Below are 26,556 nucleotides of genomic sequence, written 5' to 3' on the forward strand. Positions count from 1 at the left end.
GACCCGTCCGCCCGGACGCCCTCACCTCCCCCTCGGGCGCAGGCTCACACCGTAGTACCGGCCGTGGGCATCCGCGCGGCCGCGCGCTCGAACGCCTCGCTCATCTGCGGCCGGGCCGGCGCCTCGGCCACGAGGCGAAAGGTTCCGCCGTCGTGAACGCCGGACTCGATCCGGCCGCCGATGGACTGCAGCCGGATCCGCAGATTGCCCAGGCCGCTGCCGCTGGTGTCGGAGGTCCGCGAGGGCAGTCCGGTGACCCCGTCGTTCACCAGCGTCAGCCGCACCGCCTCGCCCCTGCGCTCGGCCGTGATGCGGCAGCGCTGGGCGACGCTGTGCCGCAGCAGATTGGTGACCCCCTCGCGCAGGGTGGTGGCCAGCACGGTGTCCACCACCGGGTGCAGCCGCCCGCACCCCACCTCCACCTCGGCGTCGATCTCCGCCGCGGCGAGGATCCCGGCCGCCGAGTCGGCCTCCTCCGCCAGCGACATGCTGCGATAGCCGCTGGCCACCAGCCGTACGTCGGCCAGCGCCTGCCGCGAGACGGCGAGGACGGACTGCACCTCCTCGGTGGCACGGTCCGGGCGGGTCGGGATCAGCCGGTGGATCAGCTCGCTCTTCAGGGTGATCGCGGACAGGCTGTAGCCCAGCAGGTCGTGCAGGTCGCGGGCGAACCGCAGCCGTTCCTGCACCACCGCGGCCCGGGCCCGCTCGCCGCGCGTCTCGTGCATCCTCTGCACCAGCTCCGACAGCCGGGCCAGGCCGTAGATCACCATTCCGGTGAACCCGGTGGCGAGCGTCAGGTACGCGGTCATCACCCACACCTGGTGCGAGGCCACGGCTACGGCCAGCTGCCCCGCCATGACGCCGCCGAACAGCAGCCGGCCCGTCCTGCCCGGGATCAGATACAGCAGGGACCCCGCGAGCGGCCCCGCCATGCTGCCCCAGTTGGCGCCGAACAGCGCGTACGGCAGCGCGGTGAGCAGGGCCTGGCAGGCCAGTGCCCGGATGCGCACGGCCCGGCTCCAGCTCCGGGCCCGGGCGGAGGTGATGACGATGCCCATGGCGCACACGGCGAGGGCGCAACCGATGCACAGCAGAACGTTCTTGCCGCCGGTGCCGCTCCACAGGACGTTGAGGACCGCGACGGCGGCGAACCAGACGAGTGCGCAGACCGTGATCGACCTGGCGGTCCTGGGGGCCAGCAGGACCCGTTCGTCCTCCGGGTCCGACGGACCGCCCAGTGCCCTGATCTCGTCGGCCATCGAGCTACAGCCGCTCTCGCAGTGTGCGTCGTTCGCCAAGAGGTCTCCTCGATCGGGTCCATGAGAACAGGAGTTGCGGGAGGCTGGGGGGCGGGGCGCATATTATTCCCGTTCACACCGAGAAGCCATGGCAACGTGAGTCGTTTCCCGTTCAGGCGAAGAGCGGAATCGGGTTGAGCTCGTGGACGCCGAGCGGTTGGCTGATCCTGCCCAGTCGCACAGGGACGTCGAAAAGCCGCCCCGGCGCGAATCGCGCCCAGAAGTGCCGCAGCCCGGGCACGAGCACCTTCACGACGGGAAGGTTCAGGTCAGGCCGGGTCTGGTCGAGCACGAACAGCTCCATTCCCCGCGCTGTCACAAGCTCCTTCACCGCGGTCAGATCGGCTGCGAGATCGGCGCGCGGGGAATACCCGTAGCGAGAAGGAGCGGTCGCCGACTCGGCGGAATCCGGGAGCAGGTGTGGCTGATTTCTTACGGTCGCCCGGGTCCACCAATCCAGCAGATCCCGGGCCGCCGAAGGGACATATCCCGTTCCGTCGGCCCGGACCCCCGCCACCGCCGGCAGCATCTGCGTCATCTCCGTGACGGCCCGGCGCAGCGCGAGCCGGGGATCGAAGTGCGCGCCGAAACCGAAGGTGATGTCCTCGGCCGCCTTGTCGGTGCGCCGGGACACCGCCGCTATCGCGGGCACGCCCAGGTCGGAGGTGAGGTCCAGCACCCACATCTCGCGGTGCATCCGCGCGTACGCCCCTCGCGTGCGGGCCAGCCACGGCTCGTCGAAGGCGTCGAGGTCCACACCGGGGTGCCGGGTGCGGTTGTACCACCACAGGGCCACCGCGTCGCGCTCCACCAGCTCCAGGAACCCCTGCAGGATCGCGTCCTCCAGGCTGCTGCCCGCGGCGTTGCCGTTGGAGTCCGCCCACGGGCCGCGCGGGTCGAAGCGGGAGGACGGATGGAAGTACAGCATCGACGTCGGCAGCAGCCGCTGTCCGCCGCCGGTCAGGGACCACACCGGCGTCCACTCCACCGGCCGGCCGGCGTCGAAGGGCGCGCACACCCGGTGGAAGGCGGAGTGCGTGGCGTTCCACCGCTCCCGCTCCGCGAACTGCCAGTCGGCGAACAGCTGGCACGAGTTGGGTTCGAGGGCCTGCGCGCCCAGGCCGTTCAGGGTGTCCACGACGACGGGCTCGTCGCCCTGCCGGGTGCCCGAGTAGCGCTCCACCGCCTCGCACAGGGCGCTCACCCTGGCCTCCAGCGCACTGGTCCCCTTGCCGCCGCTCAACGACCGCAGGCTGCCGCGCAGTTCGTCGAGGCTCTGCCCCGCGAGGGCGAGGTTGCGGCCCGACAGCCAGCAGTCGAGCCCGTCGGGCAGCCGGGTGTCCGGCCGCACCTCCGGCACCACGCCGGTGACCGGGCCGATCAGATGGCCGTAGCGGTCCAGCATCTGCTCCGGGGTCAGCGCGCGGTCGTTGCTGCCGCCGTGCGCCGCCTTGGGGCGCGCCCTCAGCCGCGGCGGGCGGCCCGCGCGCCGGGCGACCAAGGCCGGGTCGCCGCACTCGGCGCACTGCGGCCGCCGGCGCACCCCGTGGTGCTCGGCCCGCAGGGTGAAGGTGTCCAGCACGCACACCGCGGACTGCCCCTCATGGCGCACGCCGGCCAGCCACTTGGCCACCTCCAGCACGGTGGTGTTCAGCGCCAGCGCCCGCCCGGCCGCCAGGGAGGCGGGTGGGCGGGCCAGCGGTCCCGCCTCGCCGAGCGCGCGCTGAAGCGGGCGCTCCGAGCCGCGGTGCAGCCGCAGCCGGTGCGCGAGGCAGTGCCAGCACGGACCGTCGTCGACCCCGAACACCGGCCCCACCCAGGGCTCGGTGCCGCACGGCCGGGCCAGCAGCCAGGGCCGGCCCTCGCGCCGGTGCCGGGCGTCCACGGCGGCGAGGTCCGGGTGCAGATAGTCGTCGCACAGCACCAGCGACAACGTGCCCGGCCCGCTCGCGCCGGCCTCGTCCGCGAGGACCAGGCCGGAGGCCCGGCAGGCCGCCCGCACCCCGGCCGTGTCCACCCGGCCCACCGTGACCAGCTCCACCGGCGAGCCCGCCAGCGACTTCTCCGCCGACGCGCCGTCCAGACCGGCCAGCTCCCAGTACGCTTCCGCGGCCCGGTCCGCCGTCTCGCCCGCCAGGGAGCGGTAGCCGATCACACCGGCCCGCGCCAGCTCCCCGATGAGCCGGCCGGCCTGCGCCGGCGGTACGGTGTCCGCGGCCTCGCCCAGTACGTCGGTGAGGGTCCGGGTGCCGTCGAGCAGCGGGACGAGCGCCTCCAGGTGAGGGCCCCGCAGGGCCAGGGTGTGGCGGGCGGACAGCAGATAGACCGCCTCACCGGGGACCACCTCGGCGCGCAGATGCGCGCGCAGTCCGAGCGGTCGGCCGTTGTCGATCGTGACACTCTTCAGCATCCGGCTCCCCCTGCCGTGATCGGATCGGTTCGCTTGGTGGTGGCTTCAGTTCCGCCGGCCGAGCCGCTCGCTGTCGTTGACGCACATCAGCGTCGGGGCGGCGACGGACACCGAGTCGTTGACGCACATGAGTGTCGGGTTGGCGACGGCCGCCGAGTCGTTGACGCACATGAGCGTCGGGTTGGCGACGGCCGCCGAGTCGTTGACGCACATGAGCGTCGGGTTGGCCACGGCCGTCACGTCGTACGGCTGCAGGTTCTCCAGCTCCAGTACGGTGGGACAGCCCGGGTCCTGCGCGGGCACGAGACCGAATTCGGCCAGAACCGCGTACGGGTCTCTGCCGAACCGCTGGGCCAGCTCCGGCTCCAGACCGGCGCGGGCGGCGAGGCTGGCCATGCGCAGGTCCTGTTCGGCGGCGGTGTCCCGGGTGGCACGAGCCGGCGCTGCGACAGTCATCTCGGACATGACGGGTCCCTCCAAAAGGTGTGTGAATCAGTCGAGTTCGGCTGTGAGTGCGGTTGATTCTGGGCTTGCGCGGCCCGAACGGGCAGTGCACAACTCATCGGCTGGGTGTGACATTTTCATGATTCGCCGCATGAGCCGCTCACTGGGCTCGAGCCCCGGGTGATGACAGCCTCGGACGACGCTTCAACAGCGGCCGCCTCGTCGATGGACGGCCGATCGGACCGGGAGGAGCGCAAATGGAAATCAAGGTTCTGGGACCGCTCACGGCCCATGAGCGCGGTGTGTCCCTGGTGCCGAGCGCCGTCAAGCCCCGCCAGATACTCGCGCTGCTGGCCCTGCAGGCCGACCGTCTGGTGACCGTGCCGACGCTCATGGAAGAGCTCTGGGGCGACGCACTGCCGCGCAGCGCCTCGACGACCCTGCAGACGTACATACTCCAGCTCCGGCGCAACATCTCCGCCGCGCTCGCCGGCGAGCCGGAACGCCAGGCCAAGCTGGTGCTGGCCACGCAGCACGGCGGATACACACTGCGGGTGCGGCCCGGACGGGTCGACGCGCAGGACTTCGACGCCCTCGCCTGCGCCGGGCGCGCCGCGTACGACGCCGGGGACTACAAGTCGGCGTCGTCGCTGCTCGGCGAGGCGCTCGGGCTGTGGCGCGGGCCGGCCCTGGTGGACGTCAAGGTGGGCAGCATCCTCGAACTGGAGATGCTGCGCATGGAGGAGGACCGGATGGCCGCGCAGGAGCGGCGCATCGACGCCGACCTGCGACTCGGCCGGCACAGCGAACTCGTGCCCGAGCTGCGGGTGCTGGTGGCCCGGCATCCCATGCACGAGACGTTCTGCGCCCAGCTGATGGTCGCCCTGCACCGTTCCGGCGGCGCCTGGCGGGCGCTGGAGGCCTACCAGCGGCTGCGCACCACCCTGGTGAAGGAACTCGGCCTGGAGCCCTCGCCCCGGCTGCGCCGGCTCCAGCAGGCCGTGCTGGCGGGGGAGACGGAGCTCGACCACGCCGAACTCATGGCGCGCTGAAGGCCGGCCACCGCCGGCGGCTGAGCCACGGCCGGTGTCCCGGTTGGGCAACGGGTGCGGTGACGTGCCTTTCCGGCGCGGTTCAGTCTGAGCCCGGGCGACGACGCGAGGCCGCCGGACGTCGCCGGACGACACCGGATGTCAAGGGGGCGCGGTGATGGCTGGGCGGACGACAGCGGTGCAGGGGCGCGGCGCATGGACCGCGGCTCCCGCGGGCAGGGCGGTTTCGGCGGTGCGCGGGCCCCTGGTGGGCCGGCCGGCTCCGTCGGGAGGCGCGGCTCCGGCCGTGCGGCCCGTGCCGCCGCTCACCCTGGACGCGGTGTTCTCCGCCGTGGCGCACGCCCGGCCCGGGGCCACCGCCGTGCGGGAGGGTACGGACCGGCTCAGCTACGGGCGCGCCGAGATCAAGGCGACGCAGCTGGCGACCGCCCTGGTGCGTGGCGGGGTGCAGCTCGGCGATCCGGTCGTCGTGAGTTGCGCGGACCACGCGCAGACGCTGGTGGCGCATCTGGCGGTGTTCAAGGCCGGGGGCGTGTGCGTGCCGGTGGCGCGGAACGCGGGCCGGAAGCGGTGCGACCGCATCGCCCGGGTCAGTGGTGCGCAGGCCGTGCTGTGCAGTGCGGCCACGCGCGGCCCGTGGGCCCGGCAGGACCTGGTGCTGGCCCTCGACGACGAGGAGACCCGGGCCCGGGTCAACGCCCTGCGGGTGGAGCCCGCGCTGCCGCTGTCCGGTGCGCTGGACGCCTCCTATCTGCTGCCGGGCCCCGGGTACGGGCGCGACCTGGAAGGACAGCTGGCCGACCACACGGCGTGGGGCCATCTGTGCGCGGCCCGCACCGAGGGCACGGGGCTCCCGGCCGCGGGTGCCGTGGCCGTGCGCCGGGCACCGGGGGAGCCGGTCGCGCTGTCCGCGATGTGGTGGGTGTTCGCGAACGGCGGCACCCTGGTCACCGGCGCGGACGCCGACGCCGTCGACCGTACGGTGCTGCGGGGCGAGGCCACGGCCGTCGTGCTGAGCCCCGAGGAGTATCCCGGGGTCCTCGACGCGCTGGAGGCGGCCGGTGACGCCGTCGGCCCGCGTGCCGTGGTCCTGGTCGGCGAACCCTGTCCGGACGAGCTGGTCGAGCGGCACTTCGCGGTGCTGCCCGACACCCGGCTGCGGGCCGAGTTCGCGCCCGTCAGCGGCGTACTGCCGTGGACGGCCCGGGACTTCGCCCCGCCCGGCCCGCCCGCGGCCGCGGCCGGCGGCGTCGGCAGGCCCGTGCCGCAGGTGCAGGTGTGGGTCCTCGACCCGCACGGTGAGCCGCTGCCGCCCGGGCGCAAGGGCCGGCTGTGGGCCGGGGGCGCGGCCGTGCCCTTCGACTCCGTACGAGCCGACCACGGCCGGCAGGCACCACCGGACGCCGGAGTCCCGCTGCGCTCCGACTGGCTGGGGGTGCGCCGCGCGGACGGCACCGTCGAGACCGTCGCCCGCAAGTGAACTCGGCTGCGCCGGCCGGGAGTTGTGTGGTCCAGGTCTCGCTGGTTGAGCAACGGGCGCGATGACGTGTTTTAGGACACCGTAAAGAATTGATCGCAAGACCAGCGCATCCGGTCACGGACCAGTCGGTTCGCGAACCGGTTCTCTCGACCCCAGGCAGAACGGGGTTTCCAGCAGGCGCACGGACGGCCCCGCCGCATCGGCGGGGCTGCGGATCCGCACGCGCCGACCACGGAATCGGACAAGGGAAGGTCTCAGCATGCCGTCCACACTCTTCGGTGTCCCCGACGAATTCGACGTCATCGTCATCGGCGCGGGCCCCGCAGGCGCCACCACGGCGGGCCTTCTCGCCAAGCGTGGCCACCGGGTCCTCGTCCTCGACCGCGAGCGCTTCCCGCGCTACCACGTCGGCGAGTCCCTCATCCCCGCCTTCATGCGCCCCATGGCGGAACTGGGCATCACCGACCGCATGGACGCCCGCGGCTTCGAGCGCAAGTACGGCGGCACCCTGGTGTGGGGCAACGAGCAGGTCCCGTGGAACTTCTCGTTCATCGAGGGCGGCGCCTACGAGTACGCCTTCCACACCCGCCGCGCCGACATGGACTCGCTGATCCTGGACCGCGCCCGCGAACTCGGCGCGTTCGTCCTGGAGGACGCCACCGTCAAGGAGCCCGTCGAGGAGGACGGCCGCGTCACCGGCGTCCGCTTCACCCTGCGCGGCGTCGACACCCAGCACGAGGCGCGCGCCAAGCTCGTCGTCGACGCCTCCGGCCAGTCCCGGCTGCTCAGCCGCCGCTACTCCGAGGTCACCTGGCACGAGGAGCTGCGCAACGTCGCGGTGTGGACGTACTTCGACAACTGCGAGCGGCTGCCCGGCGACGAGTACACCAACATCCTCATCGAGGGCCTCGACGAGGGCTGGTTCTGGGCGATCCCGCTGGACAAGGGCACCATCAGCGTCGGCTACGTCACCCGCTCCTCGCACGTCAGCAAGGACGGCCGCTCGCTCCAGGAGATCTTCGCCGACGAGGTCGCGAAGTCCACCAAGCTGAAGAAGATGCTGGCCCCCGCCAACCAGGCGGCCGGCTGGCGCTCCGCCCGCGACTGGTCGTACACCAGCGAGACCTTCTACGGCAACGGCTGGGTGTGCGTCGGCGACTCCGCCGCCTTCGTCGACCCGCTGTTCTCCACCGGTGTCGCCCTGGCCACCCTGGCCGGCAGCGTCCTGTCGAAGATCGCCGACCAGATCGTGAAGCACCCGGAGATCGAGGGACAGGCCCTCAAGCGCTACGCGACCGCCTACCGCGGCTTCTTCGACGAGATCCGCTCCTTCGTCGAGCGGTTCTACGACCGCACCAAGTACAAGGAGTTCTACTACAGCCTCGCCCAGGAGATGGTCGACCCCGAGCGCACCCGGGAGCCCTCCGCGGACTTCGTCCAGCTGATCTCGGGCCTGAGCGGCAAGCACCCGATGCTCAACCTCGACCTGTCCGACCTCGTCGGCGACTCCGTCGACTTCAAGGCGTGACCCGCCGAGACGACCTGGCGAGTGAGGCAGACCGGACATGACCAGTTCTCAGGTGCAGTTGCTCTTCGTCGACCTCGCGATCATCCTCTGTCTGGCCCGGGGCCTCGGCAGGCTGGCGGCGCGCGTCCACCAGCCTCCCGTGGTCGGGGAGATCCTGGCCGGCGTCCTGCTGGGCCCCACCCTGTTCGGCGGGGAGCTGGCCCGGACGCTGTTCCCGGCGGAGATGCGCCCGCTGCTGACGGCGATGGCGAACGTCGGCGTGGCCCTGTTCATGTTCCTCGTGGGCCTGGAGATCGAGGGCGGCACCCTGCGCGGTCGTGGCCGGATGACGGTGGGGTCGGTGCTCGGCTCCACCGTCGTGCCCTTCGCCCTGGGCATCGCCCTCGCCTTCCGGCTGCTGGACGGCCGGGGCGGCGGACACGAGGCCGCGTTCGTGGTGTTCGTCGGACTCGCGGTGTCGGTCACCGCCTTCCCGGTGCTGGCCCGCATCCTGGAGGACCGCGCCCTCAGCCGCACCTCGCTCGGCGGGATCGCCCTGGCCACCGCCGCCAGCGTGGACGTCGTCGCGTGGACCGGCCTCGCCGCCGTGCAGGCCGCCGTCGGCGGCGGCGGGGAGCACTGGCGGGTCGCGCTGACCGTGCCCTACCTGCTGCTGATGGTGGGCGTCGTGCGGCCGCTGCTGCGCGCCCTGCTGCTGCCGGGCGGCATCCCGGCGCCGTTCAGCGCCCGCAACCTCTCCGTGGTGCTGATCGGGGTGCTGCTGTCGGCGGCGGCCACCGAGGCCATGGGCATGCACTACATCTTCGGGGCCTTCCTGTTCGGCGTGGTGATGCCGAAGGCCGGAACGTCCGTGCTGCGCGCGGAGATCCACGAGCGGACCGGGCAGGTCACCGGGCTGCTGCTGCCGGTGTACTTCGTGGTCGCCGGCCTGAACGTGGACCTCGGCGGGCTGCGCGGCGACGACCTCGTCGACCTGGGCCTGATCCTGCTGGTCGCCGTCGTCGGCAAGTTCGGCGGCACCTACCTCGGCGCCCGCTCCCAGGGACTGCCGCCGCGGCCCGCCACGGCGCTCGGCGCGCTGATGAACACCAGGGGCCTGACCGAACTGGTGATCCTCGGCGTCGGCCTGCAACTGGGCCTGCTGGACGGCTCGCTGTACTCCCTGATGGTCGTCATGGCCGTGATCACCACCGCGATGACCGGGCCGCTGCTGTCGGTCATCTACTCCAAGCCGGTGGAGGTGCCGGCCGTGCCCCCCGCCGACGAACCGGAACCGGCCGTGACCCCGGCGGGCCGGGCCTGAACAACGTCCCAGCTCCACACACGCGCGTAACCCGGCCCGCAGGGCCCGACCCCACACAGCAACGGAAGGCAAGGGTGAGGGAGTTGTCCCAGAAGACCGCTCGGCCCAGGAGCGACGACCGCTACGACGTGGCCATCCTCGGCAGTGGCATGGCCGGAGGCATGCTCGGCGCGGTGCTGGCGCGCAACGGCGTCAAGGTGCTGCTGCTGGACGCGGGCACCCATCCGCGGTTCGCCGTCGGCGAGTCGACGATCCCCTACACCTCCGGCATGACCCGGATGATCGCCGACCGCTACGACGTGCCCGAGCTCAAGCCGCTGTCCAGCTTCAAGGGCATCCGGCAGAGCGTGTCGCGCCAGTGCGGCCAGAAGCAGAACTTCGGCTTCGTCTACCACGAGGAGGGCCGGGCCCAGGACCCGCGCCGGATCAACCAGCTGGTCGTGCCGTCCGCCATCCGCACCGAGACCCATCTGTTCCGCCAGGACATCGACTCCTACCTGTTCCATGTCGCCGTGAAGTACGGCGCCCATCCGCGCCTGGCCACCCGGATCGCCGACATCGAGATCGACCCGGACAGCGGCGCGGTGCTGCGCACCGACAACGGCGAGGAGTTCCGGGCCAGTTACGTCGTCGACGGCAGCGGCTTCCGCTCGCCGCTCGCGGAGAAGTTCGACCTGCGCGAGAAGCCGACCCGCGCGCTGACGCACTCGCGGTCCATGTTCACCCACATGATCGGCGTCAAGCCGTTCGACGCGTCCCCGACCGCGCGCCCGCACGACCAGCCCAACCCCTGGCACCACGGCACGCTGCATCACGTCTTCGACGGCGGCTGGCTGTGGGTCATCCCCTTCGACAACCACCCCGAGTCCCTCAACCCGCTGTGCAGCGTGGGCCTCACCTACGACCCGCGCAAGTTCCCCAAGTCGGAGGCGGGCGCGCAGCAGGAGTTCGACGACTTCCTCGCCAGGTTCCCCGAGATCGCCTGGCAGTTCAAGGGCGCCAAGGCCGTACGCCCGTGGGTGTCGACCGGGCGGCTGCAGTACTCCGCCCACCGGGTCGTCGGTGACCGGTTCTGCCTCACCTCGCACGCCGCCGGCTTCATCGACGCGCTGTACTCGCGCGGCCTGACCAACACCCTGGAGATCGTCAACGCGCTGGGCTGGCGGCTGATCGCCGCGTCCCGCGACGGCGACTGGTCCACCGAGCGGTTCTCCTACCTGGAGAGCCTCCAGCAGGGCCTGTTCGACTTCCACGACAGCCTGGTCTACAGCTCCTTCGTCGGCTTCAAGGACTACGAGCTGTGGAACGCGGTCAACCGCACCTGGATGCTCGGCACGATGCTCGGCAACGTCATGCTGGAGGACGCCTACTACCGCTACCAGCGCACCGGCAGCGACGCGGTGTTCCTGGAGCTGGAGCAGTCCAAGCGGCCCGGTTCGCCGCTGCCCGTCAGCGAGGGCTTCAACGAGATGGGCGACCTGGCGCGCGAGGCCTGCCAGGCCGTCGAGGCCGGCACCCTCGACGCCGGCACCGCCGCGGCCCGCATCCTGGAGCACATCCGGCACGCCGACTTCATCGCCCCGTCCTTCCGGCTCGGCGAACGCGACACCCGCTGCTTCAACATGAGCCCCGGCAAGATGGCGAAGAACGCCGTGTGGTGCCGCAGGGACGCGCCGCCGGAGATCGGCCCCCGCATGATCAACGCCAGCAAGGGCCTGGTGAAGATGCGCCTGTCCAGGGGGCACGCATGACCGTCCCGCCCGGCCACGACCCGTCCCGGCTCATCGCCATCGTGGGGATGGCCGGGCGGTTCCCCAAGGCCCCCGACACCGACGCCCTGTGGCGGCTGCTCAGCGAGGGCGGCGACGCCATCGGCCCCGTGCCGCCGGACCGCTGGGACAGCGGCGAGCAGCTCGACCCCGAGAAGGAGATCCAGGCGGTCGGCGGCTTCATCGACGACGTGGACCGCCTCGACGCCGAGTTCTTCGGGATCTCCCCCCGCGAGGCCGCCGCCGTCGACCCCCAGCAGCGCCTGCTCCTCGAGGTCGGCTGGCGCGCCCTTGAGGACGCCGGACAGCGCGCCGCCGACCTCGCGGGCACCCGCACCGGCGTGTACGTCGGCGCCTCCTGGCACGACTACGAGCTGTTGCGCAAGGAGCGCGGGGCCGCGCCCACCCCGCACAGCCTGGTCGGCAACGCCCTGGACGTGATCGCCGCCCGGCTGTCGTACTTCCTGAAGGTGCGCGGCCCGTCCATGACCGTGGAGACCGGCTGCTCCTCCTCGCTGGTCGCCCTGCACCTGGCCGCGCAGGCGCTGCGCGAGGGCGAGGTCGACGCGGCGATCGTCGGCGCCACCAACCTGATGCTCGACCCGCATGTCACCGTCGGGCTCACCCACTTCGGGGCGCTCGCGCCCGACGGCCGCTGCAAGACCTTCTCCGCGCAGGCCAACGGCTTCGTGCGCGGCGAGGGCGTCGCGGCCCTCTACCTCAAGACCCTCGAACGCGCCCTCGCCGACGGCGACCGCATCCACGGCGTCGTCGTCCGCACGGTCGTCAACAACGACGGCGGCGGCGACAGCCTGGTCACTCCCAGCCCCGACGGGCAGGAGGACCTGCTGCGCCGCGCCTACGACGGCACCGGTCTGCCACCGGGCCAGCCCGCCTACATCGAGGCGCACGGCACCGGCACCGGCCGCGGCGACCCCATCGAGGTCGGCGCGCTGGGCCGTGTCCTCGGCCCCGGCCGCGCCGCGGACCAGCCGCTGCTGGTCGGCTCGGTGAAGACCAACATCGGCCATCTGGAGGCCGCCGCCGGCATGGCGGGCCTGTTCAAGCTGCTGCTGGCGATGCGCCACCGCGTCGTGCCGCCCAGCCTGCACTCCGCGGAGCTCAACCCGGCCATCGCCTTCGACGAGCTCGGCGTGCGCGTCGTCCGCGAACCGCACCCGCTGCCCGGGACCGGCCCGCTGTACATGGGCGTCAACTCCTTCGGCTGGGGCGGCACCAACGCCCACGTGGTGCTGATGACCCCGCCCGAGAACAGCCCCGAGCCCGCCGCGGAGGACCGGCCGCGCACCGGGCTGCCCGCCGTCGTGCCGCTGTCCGCGCACACCGAGCCGGCCCTCACCGAGGTCGCGGCCCGGCTCGCCGACGCCGCCGGGCGCACCGCCGACGACGGGCTCGACGCGCTGGCCGGCACCCTCGCCTGGCGGCGCGACCACTTCCCGCAGCGCGCGGCCGTCGTCGCCGACAGCCCCGCACAGCTCGCCGAGCGGCTGCGGGCCCACGCCGCCGGCGCCGAGGACACCGACGGCGTCACCACCGGCCGGACCGTGCCGCGCGGCCGCACCGCGTTCGTCTTCCCCGGGCAGGGCTCCCAGTGGCAGGGCATGGGCCGCGAACTCTTCCGCGACAGCCCGCTGTTCGCCGACGTCGTACGCCGCTGCGCCGACGCGCTGCGCCCGCACACCGACTGGGAACTGACGGACGTCTTCACCGGGAACGCCGGCGACGAGTGGCTCACCCGCATCGACATGCTCCAGCCCTCCCTGTGGGCGATGTCGCTGGGCATCGCCGAACTGTGGCGGGCCGCCGGCGTCGAACCCGACGTCGTCCTCGGCCACAGCCAGGGCGAGATCACCGCCGCCACCCTCGCCGGGATCCTCAGCTACGAGGACGCCGCCCTGGTGATGGCCCGGCGCAGCGCGATCGCCCGCCGCACCTCCGGGCGCGGCAGGATGCTCGCCGTCGACCTCGACCGCGACTCCGCGCTGGAGGCACTCGCCGGGTTCGAGGACTCCGTCTCCCTCGCCGTGCACAACGGGCCCCGCTCCTGCGTGCTGTCCGGCGAGAAGGACTCCGTGCTGACCCTCAAGGAGATCCTGGAGGCCGAGGGCGTCTTCTGCCGGCTCGTCAACGTCGACTACGCCTCGCACAGCCCCGAGATGGACCCGCTGCGCGAGGACCTGCTCACCGCCCTCGCCCCCGCCCGCCCGCGCCCCGGACGCATCGACCTGATGTCCACCGTGCGCGTACGGCGGCTCGACGGGCCGGAGATGGACGCGGCGTACTGGGTGGAGAACCTGCGCAGCCCGGTGCTGTTCGCCGACACCATGGAGGCGCTGCTCGCCGACGGCGTCACCCACGTCGTGGAGATCAGCCCCCACCCCCTCCTCGTCCCGGCCGTGGAGCAGCTCGCCGCCGGCCGCGAGGAGCCCGTCGCCGTGCTGCCGTCGCTGCGCCGCGAGCAGGGCGGCCGCCAGGACTTCGCGCTGGCGCTGGCCCGCGGTTACGTGAGCGGCCTGGAGCCGTTCGGCACGCTGCCGCGGCACGGGGTCGTCCCGCTGCCCGGCTATCCGCTGCGCTCCGAGCGCCACTGGACGCCCGACCGCGGCCGGGGCACCCCGGCCCGCGGCTTCGAGGTGACCCTCACCCCGGCGCCCGCCGACCCCGGCGCCTGGCACGGCACCCTCGACCTCTCGCTCGCCGACCTGCCCTGGCTCGGCGACCACCGGGTGCACGGCACACCGGTGCTGCCCGGCACGGCCATGCTGACCCTCGCGGTCAACACGGCCCGCGCCCGCACCGGCAGGGCCCCGGTCCGCATCGAGGACATCGCCTTCCGCAAGGAGATCGCCCTCGGCGACAGCCCCGTACGGCTGACCGCCGAGTGGCGCGACGACCGGGCGGACGGCGAGGGCGGCTTCCGGCTCATGTCGCTGCCCGACCCGGCCGGCGCCTGGCAGGTCGACGCCACCGCCCGGGTCGAGCCGCTCGCCGCCCCGCCCGCCGCACCGGCGTTCCCCGCCTGGGCCGAGGACACCGCGCCACGGCCGGCCGAGGAGTTCTACGCCGACTGCGCCGCACGCGGACTGGAGTACGGGCCCGCCTTCCGGGGCGTCACCAGCCTGCGCGTCGGCGGGGCGCGATCCGCCGAGGCGCTCGGCGAGGTCGTCCTCCCCGGCCGGCTGCGCGCCGGGAACCGCCCGCACGTCCTGCACCCGGCCCTGTGGGACGGCGCCCTGCAGGTCGCGCTCGCCCTGTGCGAGGACATCGACGCGGGCAGCGCGCTCGTGCCCACCGGGATCGAGGCGGTCACCCTGCTCGGCGACCTCTCCGAACCGGTCACCGCACTGTGGTCGCACGCCGTACGCGCCGCCGACGGCACCTTCGACGTACGGCTCTACGACACCGGCCGGCGCCCCCTGATGCACCTCCAGGGCGTCCGTCTGACCGCGCTGCCCGGCACGGCCGGCGGCTCGGCCCACCTGGCCCGGCTGCACCGGCTGGTGTGGGCGGACGTGACGGACGGCGAGGCCGCCTCGACGACGTCCGGCCCCGGCACCTGGACCGTCGTCGGCACCGAGGGCGCCGCCGAACTGGCCGACGCGCTGCGCGCGCGGGGCGCCGGCGTCCAGCACATCGGACGCGGGCACCTCGCCCACGGCGGCGACCCCTTCGCCGACGGGAAGCCCGACGGGGTCGTGTTCCTCGCCCCGAGGCGCGGCGCCGGAGCGGACGCCCAAGCGGGCGGGCTCGGGGAGCTGACCGCGCTGGTGCGCGCCTGCACCGCCCTGGACGGCCCGCCGCGGCTGGTGGTCCTCACCGCGGCCGCGCAGGCCGCGGGCGGCACCGAGCCCGACCCCGGCGCGGCCCTGTACTGGGGCTACGCCCGTGTGCTGCGGCGAGAGCACGGCGAACTGCGCTCCCGAGTGGTCGACTTCGAGCCCGAGGACGCGCAGTGGCCCGTCCGGTGCGCGGCCGAGCTGCTCACCGACGACGACGAGGACCAGGTCGCCCTGCGGGCGGGCCGGCGGCTGGCGGGCCGGCTGGTACGCGGCGACTCGGCCGCCGACGACGGCGCGGTCCCGCTGCCGGTGCCCACCACCGCGGCCCAGCCGTTCCGCCTGGGCCTCGTCCGGCCGGGCGGCGACCACGCGGTCGGCTGCTTCCCGCTCGCCCGCCGCACCCCCGGCCCCGGCGAGATCGAGGTCGCCGTCACCGCGGCCGCGCTCGGACTGTCCGACGCGCTGCGGGCGCTGGGTCTCGGCGACCCTGGGACCGACCCCGCGCGGCCGCTCGGCGCGGAGTGCGCGGGCCGGGTCACGGCCGTCGGCCCCGACGTGACGCTGTTCGCGGCCGGCGACCGGGTCGTGGCGTGCGCGCCCGGCGCCCTCGCCAGCCATGTCACCGTACGGGCGGAGCACGCGCGGCCCGTGCCGGCGGAGCTGGACGACCAGGTCGCCGCGGCGCTGCCGCTGGTCATGACGACCGCCTGGTACGCGCTGGTGGAGCTGGCCCGCGTCGACTCCGACGAGACGGTCCTCATCCACTCGGCGGCCGACGGCGCGGGGCTCGCCGCGGTGCAGATCGCCCGGCTGCTCGGCGCCAACGTCCTGGCCACCGCCGCCACCGCCGAGAAGCGCGCCTACCTCGAAGAACTGGGCGTCGCCCGGGTCTTCGACTCCCGCGGCCTGGACTGGGCCGCGCAGGTGCGGGAGGCGACCGGCGGGCGGGGCGTGGACGTCGTCCTCAACTCCCTGCCGGGCGCGGCCGTACGGGCCGGGCTCGACCTGCTCGCCGAGGACGGCCGGTTCGTCGAACTGGGCCGCGCCGACATCCGCCAGGGACGCCTCCTCGGCCTGGACGCCTTCGCCAAGGGCATCAGCTACGCCGCACTCGACATGCCGGGACTGCGCGAGCGCAGGCCCCGCCGGTTCGCGCGGGCGCTGGCCGAGGTGTGGGAGCGGATCGTCGAGCGCAAGCTCGACCCGCTGCCCGTACGGCCCTACGGGTTCGCCGAGGCCGGCCCGGCCCTGCGCGAACTCGCCACGGGCGCCTCCGCCGAGCGGTTCGTGCTGCTCGGCCCCGGCACCGTGGACCGCGTCACCGCCGAGCCGCTGCCCGGCGGCCGGCTGCGCGCCGACGGCAGCTATCTGATCAGCGGCGGACTCGGCGGACTGGGCCTGTCCCTGGCCCGCTTCCTCGCCGAGCGCGGCGCGGGCGCCCTGATCCTGCTCGGCCGCTCCGCGCCGGCACCCGGCGTCCTCGACGGGCTGCGCGAGAAGGGCGCGCGGGTCGAGGCCGTGCGGTGCGACGTCGGCGACGAGGCCGCGCTGCGGACCGCTCTGGACGCCGTCCGGGGTCAACTCCCGCCGCTGCGCGGGGTGGTGCACGCGGCCGGCGTGCTGTCCGACGCCACCGTACAAAACCTGACGGATCATCAGATTGCCGAGGTGCTGCGGCCCAAGGCCGTCGGCGCCCGCCATCTGGAAGCCGTCACCGCGGGCGACCCGCTCGACTTCTTCGTGCTGTTCTCGTCCGCGGCCGCCCTCGTCGGCAACGTCGGCCAGGCCGCCTACGCCGCCGCCAACGCGAGTCTCGACGCTCTCGCCGAGGCCCGCAGACGCCGTGGCCTGCCCGCGCTCAGCGTCCAGTGGGGCCCCTTCACGCAGGTCGGCCTCGCCGCGCACGACGGCCGGCGCGGCGCCCGTCTGGAGGAACGCGGCATGGGCGGGTTCGCGCCCGAGGAGGCCTGGGACGCGCTGGTGGCCCTCCTGGACGGCGAGCACCCGGTCACCGGCTATGTGGAGCTCGACCCGCGCCGCTGGTTCGACGCCTACCCCGACACGGTCGCCTGCGGCAGCTGGCGCCCGATGTACGAACTGGCCCAGCGGGACCGGCAGGGCCCGGCCTCCGCCGGCGGCCTGCGTGCCGCGCTGCTCGCCGCCCCCGCCGAGGACCGGGCCGCCCTGCTGGAGGACACCGTCCGGGACGTGGCCGGCCGGGTGCTGCGCATCGCGCCCGACCGGATGGCCGACGACACCCCGTTCAAGTCCCTGGGCCTGGACTCCCTGATGAGCCTGGAGCTGCGCAACCGGCTCGAAGGCGCACTCGGCCTGCGCCTGTCCCCGACCCTGCTGTGGGCCTACGGCACCCCGAAGGCCCTGGCCGGGGCTCTGAGCGACCTGCTCGCGGACGCGCCCGCACCCGGCGGCGAGCCGCCCGAGACCGCCGGCTGACAGGCCCGGCGGCACCGCAGCCCGACACCCCGTCCCGTCGCGAGGAACCGAGTTGATGGAAGAGACCAGCACACCGGAGACGAAGAAGGCGACCCCGCTCACCCGGGCACTCGACACCATCAAGGTGCTGCGCCGGCAACTCGCCGAACGCGAGGGCACCCAGCCCGTCGCGGTGATCGGCGCCGGCCTCAGGCTGCCCGGCGGGATCGACGACCTCGACGGCTACTGGAACGCCCTGGCCGGCGGACGGGACCTGGTGCACACCCTGCCGCCGCACCGCAGGGAGCCCTTCGCCGCGCAGTGGGAGGGCCTCCCGCTGCGCGGCGGGTTCCTCGACGAGGTGCTCGACTTCGACGCGGCGTTCTTCGGGATCAGCCCGCGCGAGGCCCGGCACCTCGACCCGCAGCACCGGCTGCTGCTCGAAGTGGCCTGGGAGGCGCTGGAGCACGCCGCCCTGCCCGCCGACCGGCTCGGCGGCCTGCGCACCGGCCTCTACCTGGGCATCATGTGGCAGGACTACCGCGAGTGGCTGGAACACGAGCCGGACGCGTACGCCACCACCGGCAACGGCCACAACTTCGCGGCCGGCCGCATCGCCCACGCCCTCGGGCTCACCGGGCCCGCCCTGTCCGTCGACACGGCCTGCTCCTCCTCGCTGGTCGCCGTCCATCTGGCCGTGCAGGCCCTCAGACGCGGCGAGTGCGAGGTGGCGTTCGCCGCGGGCACCAACCTGATCATGTCGCCGCGCACCATGCGGCTCGTGCAGGAGACCCGCTCGCTGTCGCCCGACGGCACCTGCAAGACCTTCGACGCCCGCGCCAACGGATTCGTACGCGGCGAGGGCTGCGCCGCGCTCGTCCTCAAGCGCCTCGACCACGCCCGGCGCGACGGCGACCGGATCCTGGGCGTCATCCACGGCACGGCCGTCAACCAGGACGGCCGGGCCGGCGGCTTCACCGCGCCCAACGTCCTCGCCCAGGTCGCCGTCATCGAGGCCGCGCTCGCCGAGGCCGGCCTGGAACCCGCCGACATCGGCCACATCGAGGCACACGGCACCGGCACCTCGCTCGGCGATCCCATCGAGATGGAGGCGCTCGCCACCGCGCTGGGCCGGCGCAACGGCGGCGCCCCGCTCCCGGTCGGCTCCGTCAAGACCAACCTCGGCCACCTGGAGAGCGCCGCCGGAATCACCGGCCTGGTGAAGGCCCTGCTGGCGATCCGGCACCGCCAGGTGCCGCCCGTGCTGCACTTCCGCACCCTCAACCCGCGCATCGACCTGACCGGCACCGGCATCACCGTGCCCACCGAGCTGACCGACTGGCCGGGCGGGGCCGGCCGCTACGCGGGCGTCAGCTCCTTCGGGATGAGCGGCACCAACGCCCATGTCGTGCTCGGCCCCGCCCCCGAGGAGACCGGCGCCCCACCGGCCGGACCCGTGACCGGGTTCGAGCTGTCCGCCCGTACGCCCGAGGCGCTGCGGGAGCTGGCCGCGCGCTGCGCCGACCGGCTGGCCGCGCTCGACCCGGCCGACTACCCCGCCTTCGCCGACACCGCCACCCACGGGCGCGCCCGCCTGGAGGTCCGGGCCCGCGTCGCCGCCGCCGACCCGGCAGCCGCCGTCGACGCGCTGCGCGCCCTGGCGGAGGGCCGCGCCTCGGCCGCCGTCGTCGTCGGCGAGGACATCGGCGATCGGCCCGCCGCTCCGCCGTCGCCCCGGCGGGTGGCCGACCTGCCCGCCTACCCGTGGCAGCGGCAGCGCTACGCGCCCGAGACCCTGGCGGCGGCGGCCCCCGAGCCGTCCGGCCCCGTCGCGCACCAGCTCGTGTGGGAACCCCTGACCCAGGACGGCGGCAGCTGCCCGCTCGTCCTGGCCGGCGACGACGTCGAGCTGCTCGGGCGGCTCGCCGCTGCCGCCGACGGCGGGACCCTCCTCGTGCCCGAGGGCACACTCACCGCGGAGCCCGGCTGGACCGTCGCCCCGCTGCCCACCGACGAGCCGTCCTGGCGGGCCTTCTGGGCCGGCCGCACCGGGGACGGGCCCGCCGCGCTGGTGCTCGCCCCGAGGGCCCACGACCTGCCCGCCTCCGGGGAGCGCGGGTTCTCCGGCGCCGGCGTGTGCGCCACGGTCACCACCGCGGTCCGGGCGATGACCGAGACCGACGGACGGGCCTTCGTCGTGACCCGCGCCGCCCGCCGGACCACCGGACAGGACAGCGTCCCCGCGACCGACCACGGCGCCCTGCACGGCCTCGCCCCCGCCCTCGGGCTCGAAGCCCCCGCCGTGTGGGGCGGCGTCGTCGACCTGCCCGCCGAGAGCGGGCCCGCCGACGCGCGGGCGCTGCTCGGTCTGGCCGCCGCCCAACTGCGGCGCGGCCGCGGCGAGTCCGCCGAGGATCTGGTGGCCGTACGCGACGGCACCCTCCTCGGCGCCCGGCTGCGGCCCGCGCCCGGCCACCGCCCCGGGCTCACCGTGCGCGCCGACGCCACCTACCTCGTCACCGGCGCCCTCGGCGCCGTCGGCCGGGAACTGACCGCGGAACTCGTCCGGCGCGGCGCCCGCCATCTGCTGCTCGTCGGCCGCCGCGCCGAGCCGGAGCTGGGGGAGCGGGCCGCGGGCTTCCTCGCCGGGCTGCGCGCCGACGGCGTACGGGCCGAGTACCGGGGCGGCGGCTGCGACACCCGGGAGGCCGTCGCGGCCTGCCTCGACCTGCCGGACGGCATGCCGCCCCTGCGCGGTGTTGTGCACGCGGCCGGCACCCTGGAGCGCGTCCCGCTCGACCGGCTCGGCGCCGCCGGCCTCGCCGACGCGCTCGCCGGGAAGGCGGACGGCGCCTGGTGGCTGCATCTCGCCCTGCGCGAGCGGCCGTTGGACTTCTTCACGCTGATCTCCTCGGTGTCCGCGGTGTGGGGCACCGAGGGCTGCGCCGCCTACGCGGCCGCCAACGGCGCGCTGGACGCCCTCGCCGCCCACCGCGCCTCGCTCGGCCTGCCCGCCACCGCCGTCGCCTACGGCCCGTGGGCCGTCGCAGGGGGTGAGGGCATGGCCGACGAGGAGGGCCGCCGACAGTACGCCCGGGCCGGGGTCGGCGCGCTCGACGCGGCCACCGGGCGGGCCGCCCTGACCGGTACCGCCGAGGGGCCGGCCGGCCATGTGGTCGCCTGTCCGCTGGACCTCGCCCGGCTCGCCGAGGTCACCGCCGCCGTCCGCGCCCGCGCCCTGCTCGCCCCCGCGGCGGGCGGCGCGGACCCGAACGGGCCCGGGCAGCCCCGGGAGCCTGGTGAGCCGTCGGTGGTGGCCGAGCTCGCGGCGCTGCCCGCGCGCGCCCGGGCCGGCGCCGCCCGCGGCCATGTCGCCCGGCTTGCGGCCGGCCTGCTCGGGCACGCCGACACCGCCGCGATCCGCACCGACGCCGGATTCCTCGACCTGGGCCTCGACTCCATCATGGCCGTGGACCTCGCGGCCCGGCTCGCCCAGGCCTTCGAGACCGACGTGACCGTGGCCGACGTCTTCGACCACCCGACCGTGGAACGCCTGGCCGCGCACCTGCTCGCGCAGCCGGCCGCCGCGCCCGTACGGCGAACCGTGCCCGCCGCGCCGGCGCCCGTCGAGGCCACCGGCCCGCAGCCGGGGGAGAGGCCGGGGGAGAGCACCGACGAGCCCGTCGCCATCGTCGGGATGGCCGGCCGGTTCCCCGGCGCCGACTCCGTCGAGGAGTTCTGGCAGCTGCTCATGGAGGGCCGCGACGGCGTCACCACCGTGCCCGACGGACGCTGGGACACCTCCCGCTTCACCGGCTCCGACGACGCGCTCGGCGCCGGCCGCATCGTCACCGACCAGGGCGGCTTCCTGAAGGGCATCGACCGCTTCGACGCCGCGTTCTTCGACATCCCCGTCCGCGAGGCGGAGAACCTCGACCCGCAGCAGCGCATGCTGCTCGAGTCGTCCTGGCACGCCCTGGAGCACGGCGGCATCGACCCCAGGAGCCTGCGCGGCAGCCGCACCGGCGTGTTCGTCGGCGTCAGCTACAGCGACTACGCCCGCGTCCTCGCGGCCGGCGGCCCCGACCGCCTCGACGCCTACTACAGCACCGGCACCGCCCTCAACGCGGCCGCGGGACGGCTGTCGTACACCCTCGGCCTGAACGGTCCGGCCCTCGCCGTCGACACCGCCTGCTCCTCGTCGCTGGTCGCGCTGCACCTCGCGGTGCGCTCGCTGCGCTCGGGCGAGAGCGACGCGGCGCTCGCCGGAGGCGTCAACGTCCTGCTCGACCCGGCGTCCTGGATCGCCGTCAGCCGCGCCCACATGCTGTCGCCCGACGGCCGCTGCCGCACCTTCTCCGCCGACGCGGCCGGCTTCGTACGCTCCGAGGCGTGCGGTGTCCTCGTCCTCAAGCGCCTGACCGACGCCCGCCGCGACGGCGACCGGGTGCTGGCCGTGATCCGCGGCACCGCCGTCAACCAGGACGGCGCCTCCTCGGGCCTGACCGCCCCCAGCGGCACCGCGCAGGAGGCGATGCTGCGGGCCGCGCTCGCCGACGCCGGCGTGGGCGGCGCCGAGGTCTCCTACCTGGAGGCGCACGGCACCGGCACCTCGCTCGGCGACCCCATCGAGGTCGGCGCGGCCTGGCGGGCCCTCGGCGAGGGCCGCAGGCCCGGCGAGCCGCTCCACCTCGGCTCGGTCAAGAGCAACGTCGGACACTGCGAGTCGGCCGCGGGCGTCGTCGGCGTCATCAAGACCGTGCTGGCCCTCCAGCACGACGTCATCCCCGGCAATCTGCACTTCGCGCGGCCCAACCCGCATGTGCCGTGGGCGGACATGAACGTCCGGGTCGTCGACGCGCCCACCCCGTGGCGCCGGGGCGAGCGGCCTCGCGTCGCGGGGGTGTCCGGGTTCGGGTTCACCGGAACCAACGCCCATGTCGTGCTGTCCGACCCGCCCGCCCCGCAGCCCGCCGAGCAGCCGCCCGCCGCCCCGGACGCCACCCAGCTGATCCCGCTGTCCGCGCCGGACGCCGAGGGCCTGGCCCGCCTCGCCGAGACCTGGCGGGAGATGCTGGCCGGGACGGCCGACGACGACCTCGCCGCCGTCGCCGCGGCCGCCGCCCGGCGCGCCCACTTCCCCCACCGCGCCGCGCTCCTCGGCCGCACCCGCGAGCAACTCGCCGCCGGACTGCGCGCGCTGCCGGCCAGGGGCCCGGCCGCACGGCCGCCGCGGATCGCCTTCCTGTTCTCCGGGCAGGGCAGCCAGTACTTCGGCATGGGCCGCGAACTGTACGAGACCGAGCCGGTGTTCCGGGACGTGTTCGACCGCTGCGACCAGGCACTCGCCGGCCGGCTCGGCGCCTCCCTCGCCGACCTCACCCTCTACGGCGCCGATCCCGGAGCCGTCGACGACACCCGGGTCACCCAGCCCGCGCTGGTCGCCCTGGAACTCGCGCTGGCCGCCCTGTGGGAGTCCTGGGGCGTGACGCCCGCCCTCGTCATGGGACACAGCGTCGGGGAGATCGCCGCCGCCGTGCACGCCGGGGTGATGGATTTGCCCACCGGACTCGGCCTCATCGCCGAACGCGCCCGGCTGATGCACTCCACCGGCGAGGGCGCCATGCTCTCCGTGGTCGCGCCCGAGGAGCGGGTCCTGGAGTGGACCGACGGCACGGGCCTGGACATCGCCGCCGTCAACGCGCCCGAGGCGACCGTCGTCGCCGGGGACGCCGCCGCCGTCGACGCCCTGGCCGCCCGCCTCACCGCCGACGGCGTCCGGGTACGCCGGCTGACCGTCTCACGCGCCTTCCACTCCCGGCTGCTCGACCCGGTGCTGCCCGGCCTGCGACGGCACTGCGAGGCCCTGGAGTTCGGCGCGCCCGACATCCCGGTCGTCTCCAACGTCACCGGGCGTCTCGCAGGACCCGACACCTACGACGCCGACTACTGGTGCCGGCACGCCCGCCGCCCCGTCCGCTTCCTCGACGGCGCCCGGCAGCTGGCCGCCCAGGACATCGACGTCTGCCTGGAGATCGGCCCCGACCGCACCCTCGTCAACCTCGTCCGCACCGCGGGCCTCACCCCCTCCGGCGGCGCCGTGTCCTCGCTGCGGCGCGGCGGCAGCGACCGGGCCGCGCTCCTCACCGCCGCCAAGGCGCTCTACGAACAGGGCCAGGACCTCAACTGGGGGCGGATCTACCCGGCCGGCCGCTACCCGCGGGGCAGCGCGCCGCTGTACCCGTTCGCCGACACCCGCTACTGGGCGCCCGCCGCCGCGGCACCCGCCGCACCCGCGCCACCGGCCGGGTCCGCACCGCCCTGGGGGGTCGAACTGCGCTCCCCGGCGCTTCAGGGCCGGGTCTTCGTCACCGAGCGCAGCACCGCCTACCCGCCCCACCTCACCGACCACCGCCTGTTCGGCGTGGTGTCGGTGCCCGGCGCCTCGCAGACCGCGACCGTGCTGTCCGCGCTCGGCCACGGCGGCGACCCCGTCGCCCTGGAGGACCTGCACTTCCCGCGCGCGCTCGTGCTGCACGACGGCGAGCGCTACGAGACGCAGACCGTGGAACGCGAGGAGGAGCACGGCACCCGCGTGGTCGGCGTGCACAGCCTCGTCGACCCCGAACACGGCCGCTGGCAGCAGCACCTGGCCGCCCGCGTGACGGCCCCCGGCCGGGCGGGCGCGCGCACCGCACCCGACCCGCGCGCGTTCATCGCCACCGCCGACCGGCACCTGACCGGCGCCGACTTCTACGCCCATCTGCGCGGCCTCGGCTACCACCTCGGCCCGTCCTTCCGCTGGATCGGCGACATCTGGATCCGCGGCGACGAGGAACTGATCCGCTTCGCCGAACCCGACGAGATGAACGAGGCCGCCGCCGACTACGAGATCCACCCCGGCCTCCTCGACTCCCTGCTGCAGAGCACCGTCGGCTTCGCCGTCCGCCCCGCCGCCGAGGGCCCGGTCCCCGAGGCCGACGCCCTCGCCATCCCCTTCGCCGCGGCCCGCGTCGACTTCCCCGGCCGGCCCGTCCCCGGCCAGGAACTGTGGGGCCACGTACGGGCCGTGCGCCAGGCGGCCGACTCCCGGGACTTCCTGCACGTCGAGTCCGCCGACCTGCACCTGTTCGACAGCGTCGGCGCCACCGTGCTCGCCGTGGACGCCTTCCGCTTCCGCAGCGCCCCCCGCGCCCTGCTGGAGCAGTCCCTGAGGCAGAACGTGCGCCACGCCTACGCGCTCGGCTGGAGCGAGCAGGACGTCCGCCCTGACCCCGCCCAGCCGCGGCCGACACCCCGTCGCATCGCGGTCCTCGGCGACCCCGAGCCCGCCCTCAGGGCCGCCCTGGAGGCGCTCGGCCACCAGGTCACCGAGGCCGGCCCGGACGGGCTGCGGTCCCTGGACGCCGACCTGATCCTCGACACCCGGTACGCCTCCGCGGCCGTACGGCGCTCCTACGACGACGCCCTCACGGCCGTGCTCGCCCTCACCCACACCCTCAACGAGGCGCCCCGCCACATCCCGTACGCCACCCTCTGCCCGGTCGGCGAGGGCGCCGAGGACACCGCGGCCCCGGTCCGCGAGGCGCTGTGGGGCCTGCTCGCCGGGGTGGCCGCCGAGCAGCACGACCGCAGGCTGCTGCGGATCGCGCTCGCCGCAGACTGGGAGCCCGGCACCCTCGCCGGCGCCCTGTCCCGGTCCCTGGACGAGTCCATCCCGGAGACCCGGCTGCGCATCGGCTCCGGCTCGGTCCGGGTGGCCCGGCTGACCCCGCTGACCTCCGACGCCGCCGAGGCCCAGCCCGAGACGCCGCCGCCCGGCGACGGAGCCGCCCTGATCACCGGCGGCCTCGGCGCGCTCGGACTGAGCGTCGCCGGGTTCCTCGCCCGGGAAGGCGTCCGGGTCATCACGCTGATGGGCCGCTCCGCCCCCGACGCGGCCGCCCGCCAGGTCATCGGCGAACTCACCGCCCGCGGCACCGTCGTCCAGGTCGTCCGCGGCGACGTCACCGACCCCGACGCCTGCGCCCGGGCGGTGCGCGAGGCGGGCCGGCACCTGCCGCTGCGGACCGTGCTGCACCTGGCGGGCGCCACCGACGACCACGCCTTCGAACACCTCACCCGCACCTCGTTCGAGGAGGTCTTCGCCGCCAAGGCACGCGGCGCCGTCAATCTCGCCACCGCCCTGCGCGACCACCGGCTGGCCGCCTTCGTGATGTTCTCCTCGGCCTCCAGCGTCCTCGGCTCGGCGGGACAGGCCAACTACGCCGCGGCCAACGGCTTCCTCGACGGCTTCGCGCAGGCGCTGCGGGCCGCCGGGGTCCCCGCCACCAGCGTCGACTGGGGCCCCTGGACCCCGCGCGCCGGCAAGGGCGGCCTCGCCGCGACCGAGGCCACCGCACAGGCCATCGCCAAGCTGGGCATCCGCCCGCTCACCGACGAGGAGGCCGAACCGCTGCTGCGCCTCGCGGTCAGCGCCGCCCGGCCGCGCCTGGTCGCCGTGGCCGTCGACCGCGAGCGCTACTCCACCCAGCTCGCCGGCCACCCGCGTGCCGCACTGTTCGGCACCGCCCGCCCGCAGCACGCGGCCGGTGCCGCCCCGCCCCGCGGCTGGCTGCGCGACCTGCTCGGCGGGCTCGACCCCGAACCCCGCGACGACCGGCTGCGCGACAGCGTGCGCGAGGCCGTCGGCGACGTACTCGGCGACGGATCCGCCGTCGACGACGACCTCGGGTTCGGCGACATGGGCCTGGACTCCATCATGGTCATCGACCTGCGGACCCGGCTCTCCCACGCGCTCGGCGAGGACCTGCCCGCCACCGTGGCCCTCGACCACCCCACCGTCGGCAGGCTCACCGCACACCTCGTCGAACGGCTCTTCCCCACGGAGAGCCCCGCGCCTGCCGCGACCGCCCCCGCCTACACCCCCGTCCCGCTCCCGCGGCAGGACGAGGCCGACCCGGAAGACCTGACCTTCGAGGAACTCCTCAGGGCCGTCGAGGCGGACGTGAGACACGAGAAATGAGGACGGACACG

The 26,556-nt window shown here is 74.8% G+C and carries 10 protein-coding genes; 7 read left to right on the forward strand and 3 right to left on the reverse strand.

Annotated features, from left to right (window positions below; translation table 11 throughout):
• Positions 1 to 44: 44 nt before the first annotated feature.
• The 3 genes from ACIGXJ_RS29985 to ACIGXJ_RS29995 form a co-directional block, all read right to left on the reverse strand.
• A complete protein-coding gene (locus ACIGXJ_RS29985) occupies positions 45 to 1,301 on the reverse strand; it encodes a sensor histidine kinase (protein WP_399651829.1) in 1,257 nt (418 codons plus the stop codon).
• A gap of 112 nt (positions 1,302 to 1,413) precedes the next feature.
• Positions 1,414 to 3,711 carry a TOMM precursor leader peptide-binding protein gene (locus ACIGXJ_RS29990; RefSeq protein WP_399651831.1) on the reverse strand — a complete coding sequence of 766 codons (2,298 nt, stop codon included), beginning with the start codon at positions 3,709 to 3,711 and terminating at the stop codon, positions 1,414 to 1,416.
• Between the two features lie 45 nt (positions 3,712 to 3,756).
• Positions 3,757 to 4,176, reverse strand: a complete 420-nt coding sequence (locus tag ACIGXJ_RS29995; RefSeq protein WP_399651834.1) for a hypothetical protein — start codon at positions 4,174 to 4,176, stop codon at positions 3,757 to 3,759.
• Between the two features lie 236 nt (positions 4,177 to 4,412).
• On the opposite strand from ACIGXJ_RS29995, the gene ACIGXJ_RS30000 reads away from it, so the two are divergent.
• The 7 genes from ACIGXJ_RS30000 to ACIGXJ_RS30030 all read left to right on the forward strand — a co-directional run bounded on the left by ACIGXJ_RS30000 (position 4,413) and on the right by ACIGXJ_RS30030 (position 26,545).
• On the forward strand, positions 4,413 to 5,207 hold the full coding sequence (locus ACIGXJ_RS30000; protein ID WP_399651837.1) for a BTAD domain-containing putative transcriptional regulator: 795 nt from the start codon (positions 4,413 to 4,415) through the stop codon (positions 5,205 to 5,207).
• Positions 5,208 to 5,502: 295 nt separating this feature from the next.
• A complete protein-coding gene (locus ACIGXJ_RS30005) occupies positions 5,503 to 6,687 on the forward strand; it encodes an AMP-binding protein (RefSeq protein WP_399651840.1) in 1,185 nt (394 codons plus the stop codon).
• A 259-nt stretch (positions 6,688 to 6,946) separates the two neighbouring features.
• Positions 6,947 to 8,215 carry an NAD(P)/FAD-dependent oxidoreductase gene (locus ACIGXJ_RS30010; RefSeq protein ID WP_399651842.1) on the forward strand — a complete coding sequence of 423 codons (1,269 nt, stop codon included), beginning with the start codon at positions 6,947 to 6,949 and terminating at the stop codon, positions 8,213 to 8,215.
• A 37-nt stretch (positions 8,216 to 8,252) separates the two neighbouring features.
• Entirely contained in the window at positions 8,253 to 9,518 is a 1,266-nt protein-coding gene (locus tag ACIGXJ_RS30015; protein WP_399651845.1) for a cation:proton antiporter, read from the forward strand.
• An 83-nt stretch (positions 9,519 to 9,601) separates the two neighbouring features.
• Positions 9,602 to 11,269 carry an NAD(P)/FAD-dependent oxidoreductase gene (locus tag ACIGXJ_RS30020; protein WP_399651848.1) on the forward strand — a complete coding sequence of 556 codons (1,668 nt, stop codon included), beginning with the start codon at positions 9,602 to 9,604 and terminating at the stop codon, positions 11,267 to 11,269.
• Positions 11,266 to 17,541, forward strand: coding sequence for an SDR family NAD(P)-dependent oxidoreductase (locus tag ACIGXJ_RS30025; RefSeq protein ID WP_399651851.1), 6,276 nt, complete (start codon positions 11,266 to 11,268; stop codon positions 17,539 to 17,541). Before ACIGXJ_RS30020 ends, ACIGXJ_RS30025 begins: the two co-directional genes overlap by 4 nt.
• A gap of 55 nt (positions 17,542 to 17,596) precedes the next feature.
• Entirely contained in the window at positions 17,597 to 26,545 is an 8,949-nt protein-coding gene (locus ACIGXJ_RS30030; RefSeq protein ID WP_399651853.1) for an SDR family NAD(P)-dependent oxidoreductase, read from the forward strand.
• The last annotated feature ends 11 nt before the right edge of the window (positions 26,546 to 26,556 follow it).

Origin of the sequence: Streptomyces sp. NPDC053367, assembly GCF_044545925.1 — a bacterium.
Lineage (GTDB): Bacteria > Actinomycetota > Actinomycetes > Streptomycetales > Streptomycetaceae > Streptomyces.

Excerpts from the sequence above, each read along its gene's own strand:
- ACIGXJ_RS29990 (WP_399651831.1), bottom strand. The coding sequence starts at position 3,711 with ATGCTGAAGAGTGTCACGATCGACAACGGCCGACCGCTCGGACTGCGC.
- ACIGXJ_RS29995 (WP_399651834.1), bottom strand. The coding sequence starts at position 4,176 with ATGTCCGAGATGACTGTCGCAGCGCCGGCTCGTGCCACCCGGGACACC.
- ACIGXJ_RS30000 (WP_399651837.1), top strand. The coding sequence starts at position 4,413 with ATGGAAATCAAGGTTCTGGGACCGCTCACGGCCCATGAGCGCGGTGTG.
- ACIGXJ_RS30010 (WP_399651842.1), top strand. The coding sequence starts at position 6,947 with ATGCCGTCCACACTCTTCGGTGTCCCCGACGAATTCGACGTCATCGTC.
- ACIGXJ_RS30015 (WP_399651845.1), top strand. The coding sequence starts at position 8,253 with ATGACCAGTTCTCAGGTGCAGTTGCTCTTCGTCGACCTCGCGATCATC.
- ACIGXJ_RS30025 (WP_399651851.1), top strand. The coding sequence starts at position 11,266 with ATGACCGTCCCGCCCGGCCACGACCCGTCCCGGCTCATCGCCATCGTG.
- ACIGXJ_RS30030 (WP_399651853.1), top strand. The coding sequence starts at position 17,597 with ATGGAAGAGACCAGCACACCGGAGACGAAGAAGGCGACCCCGCTCACC.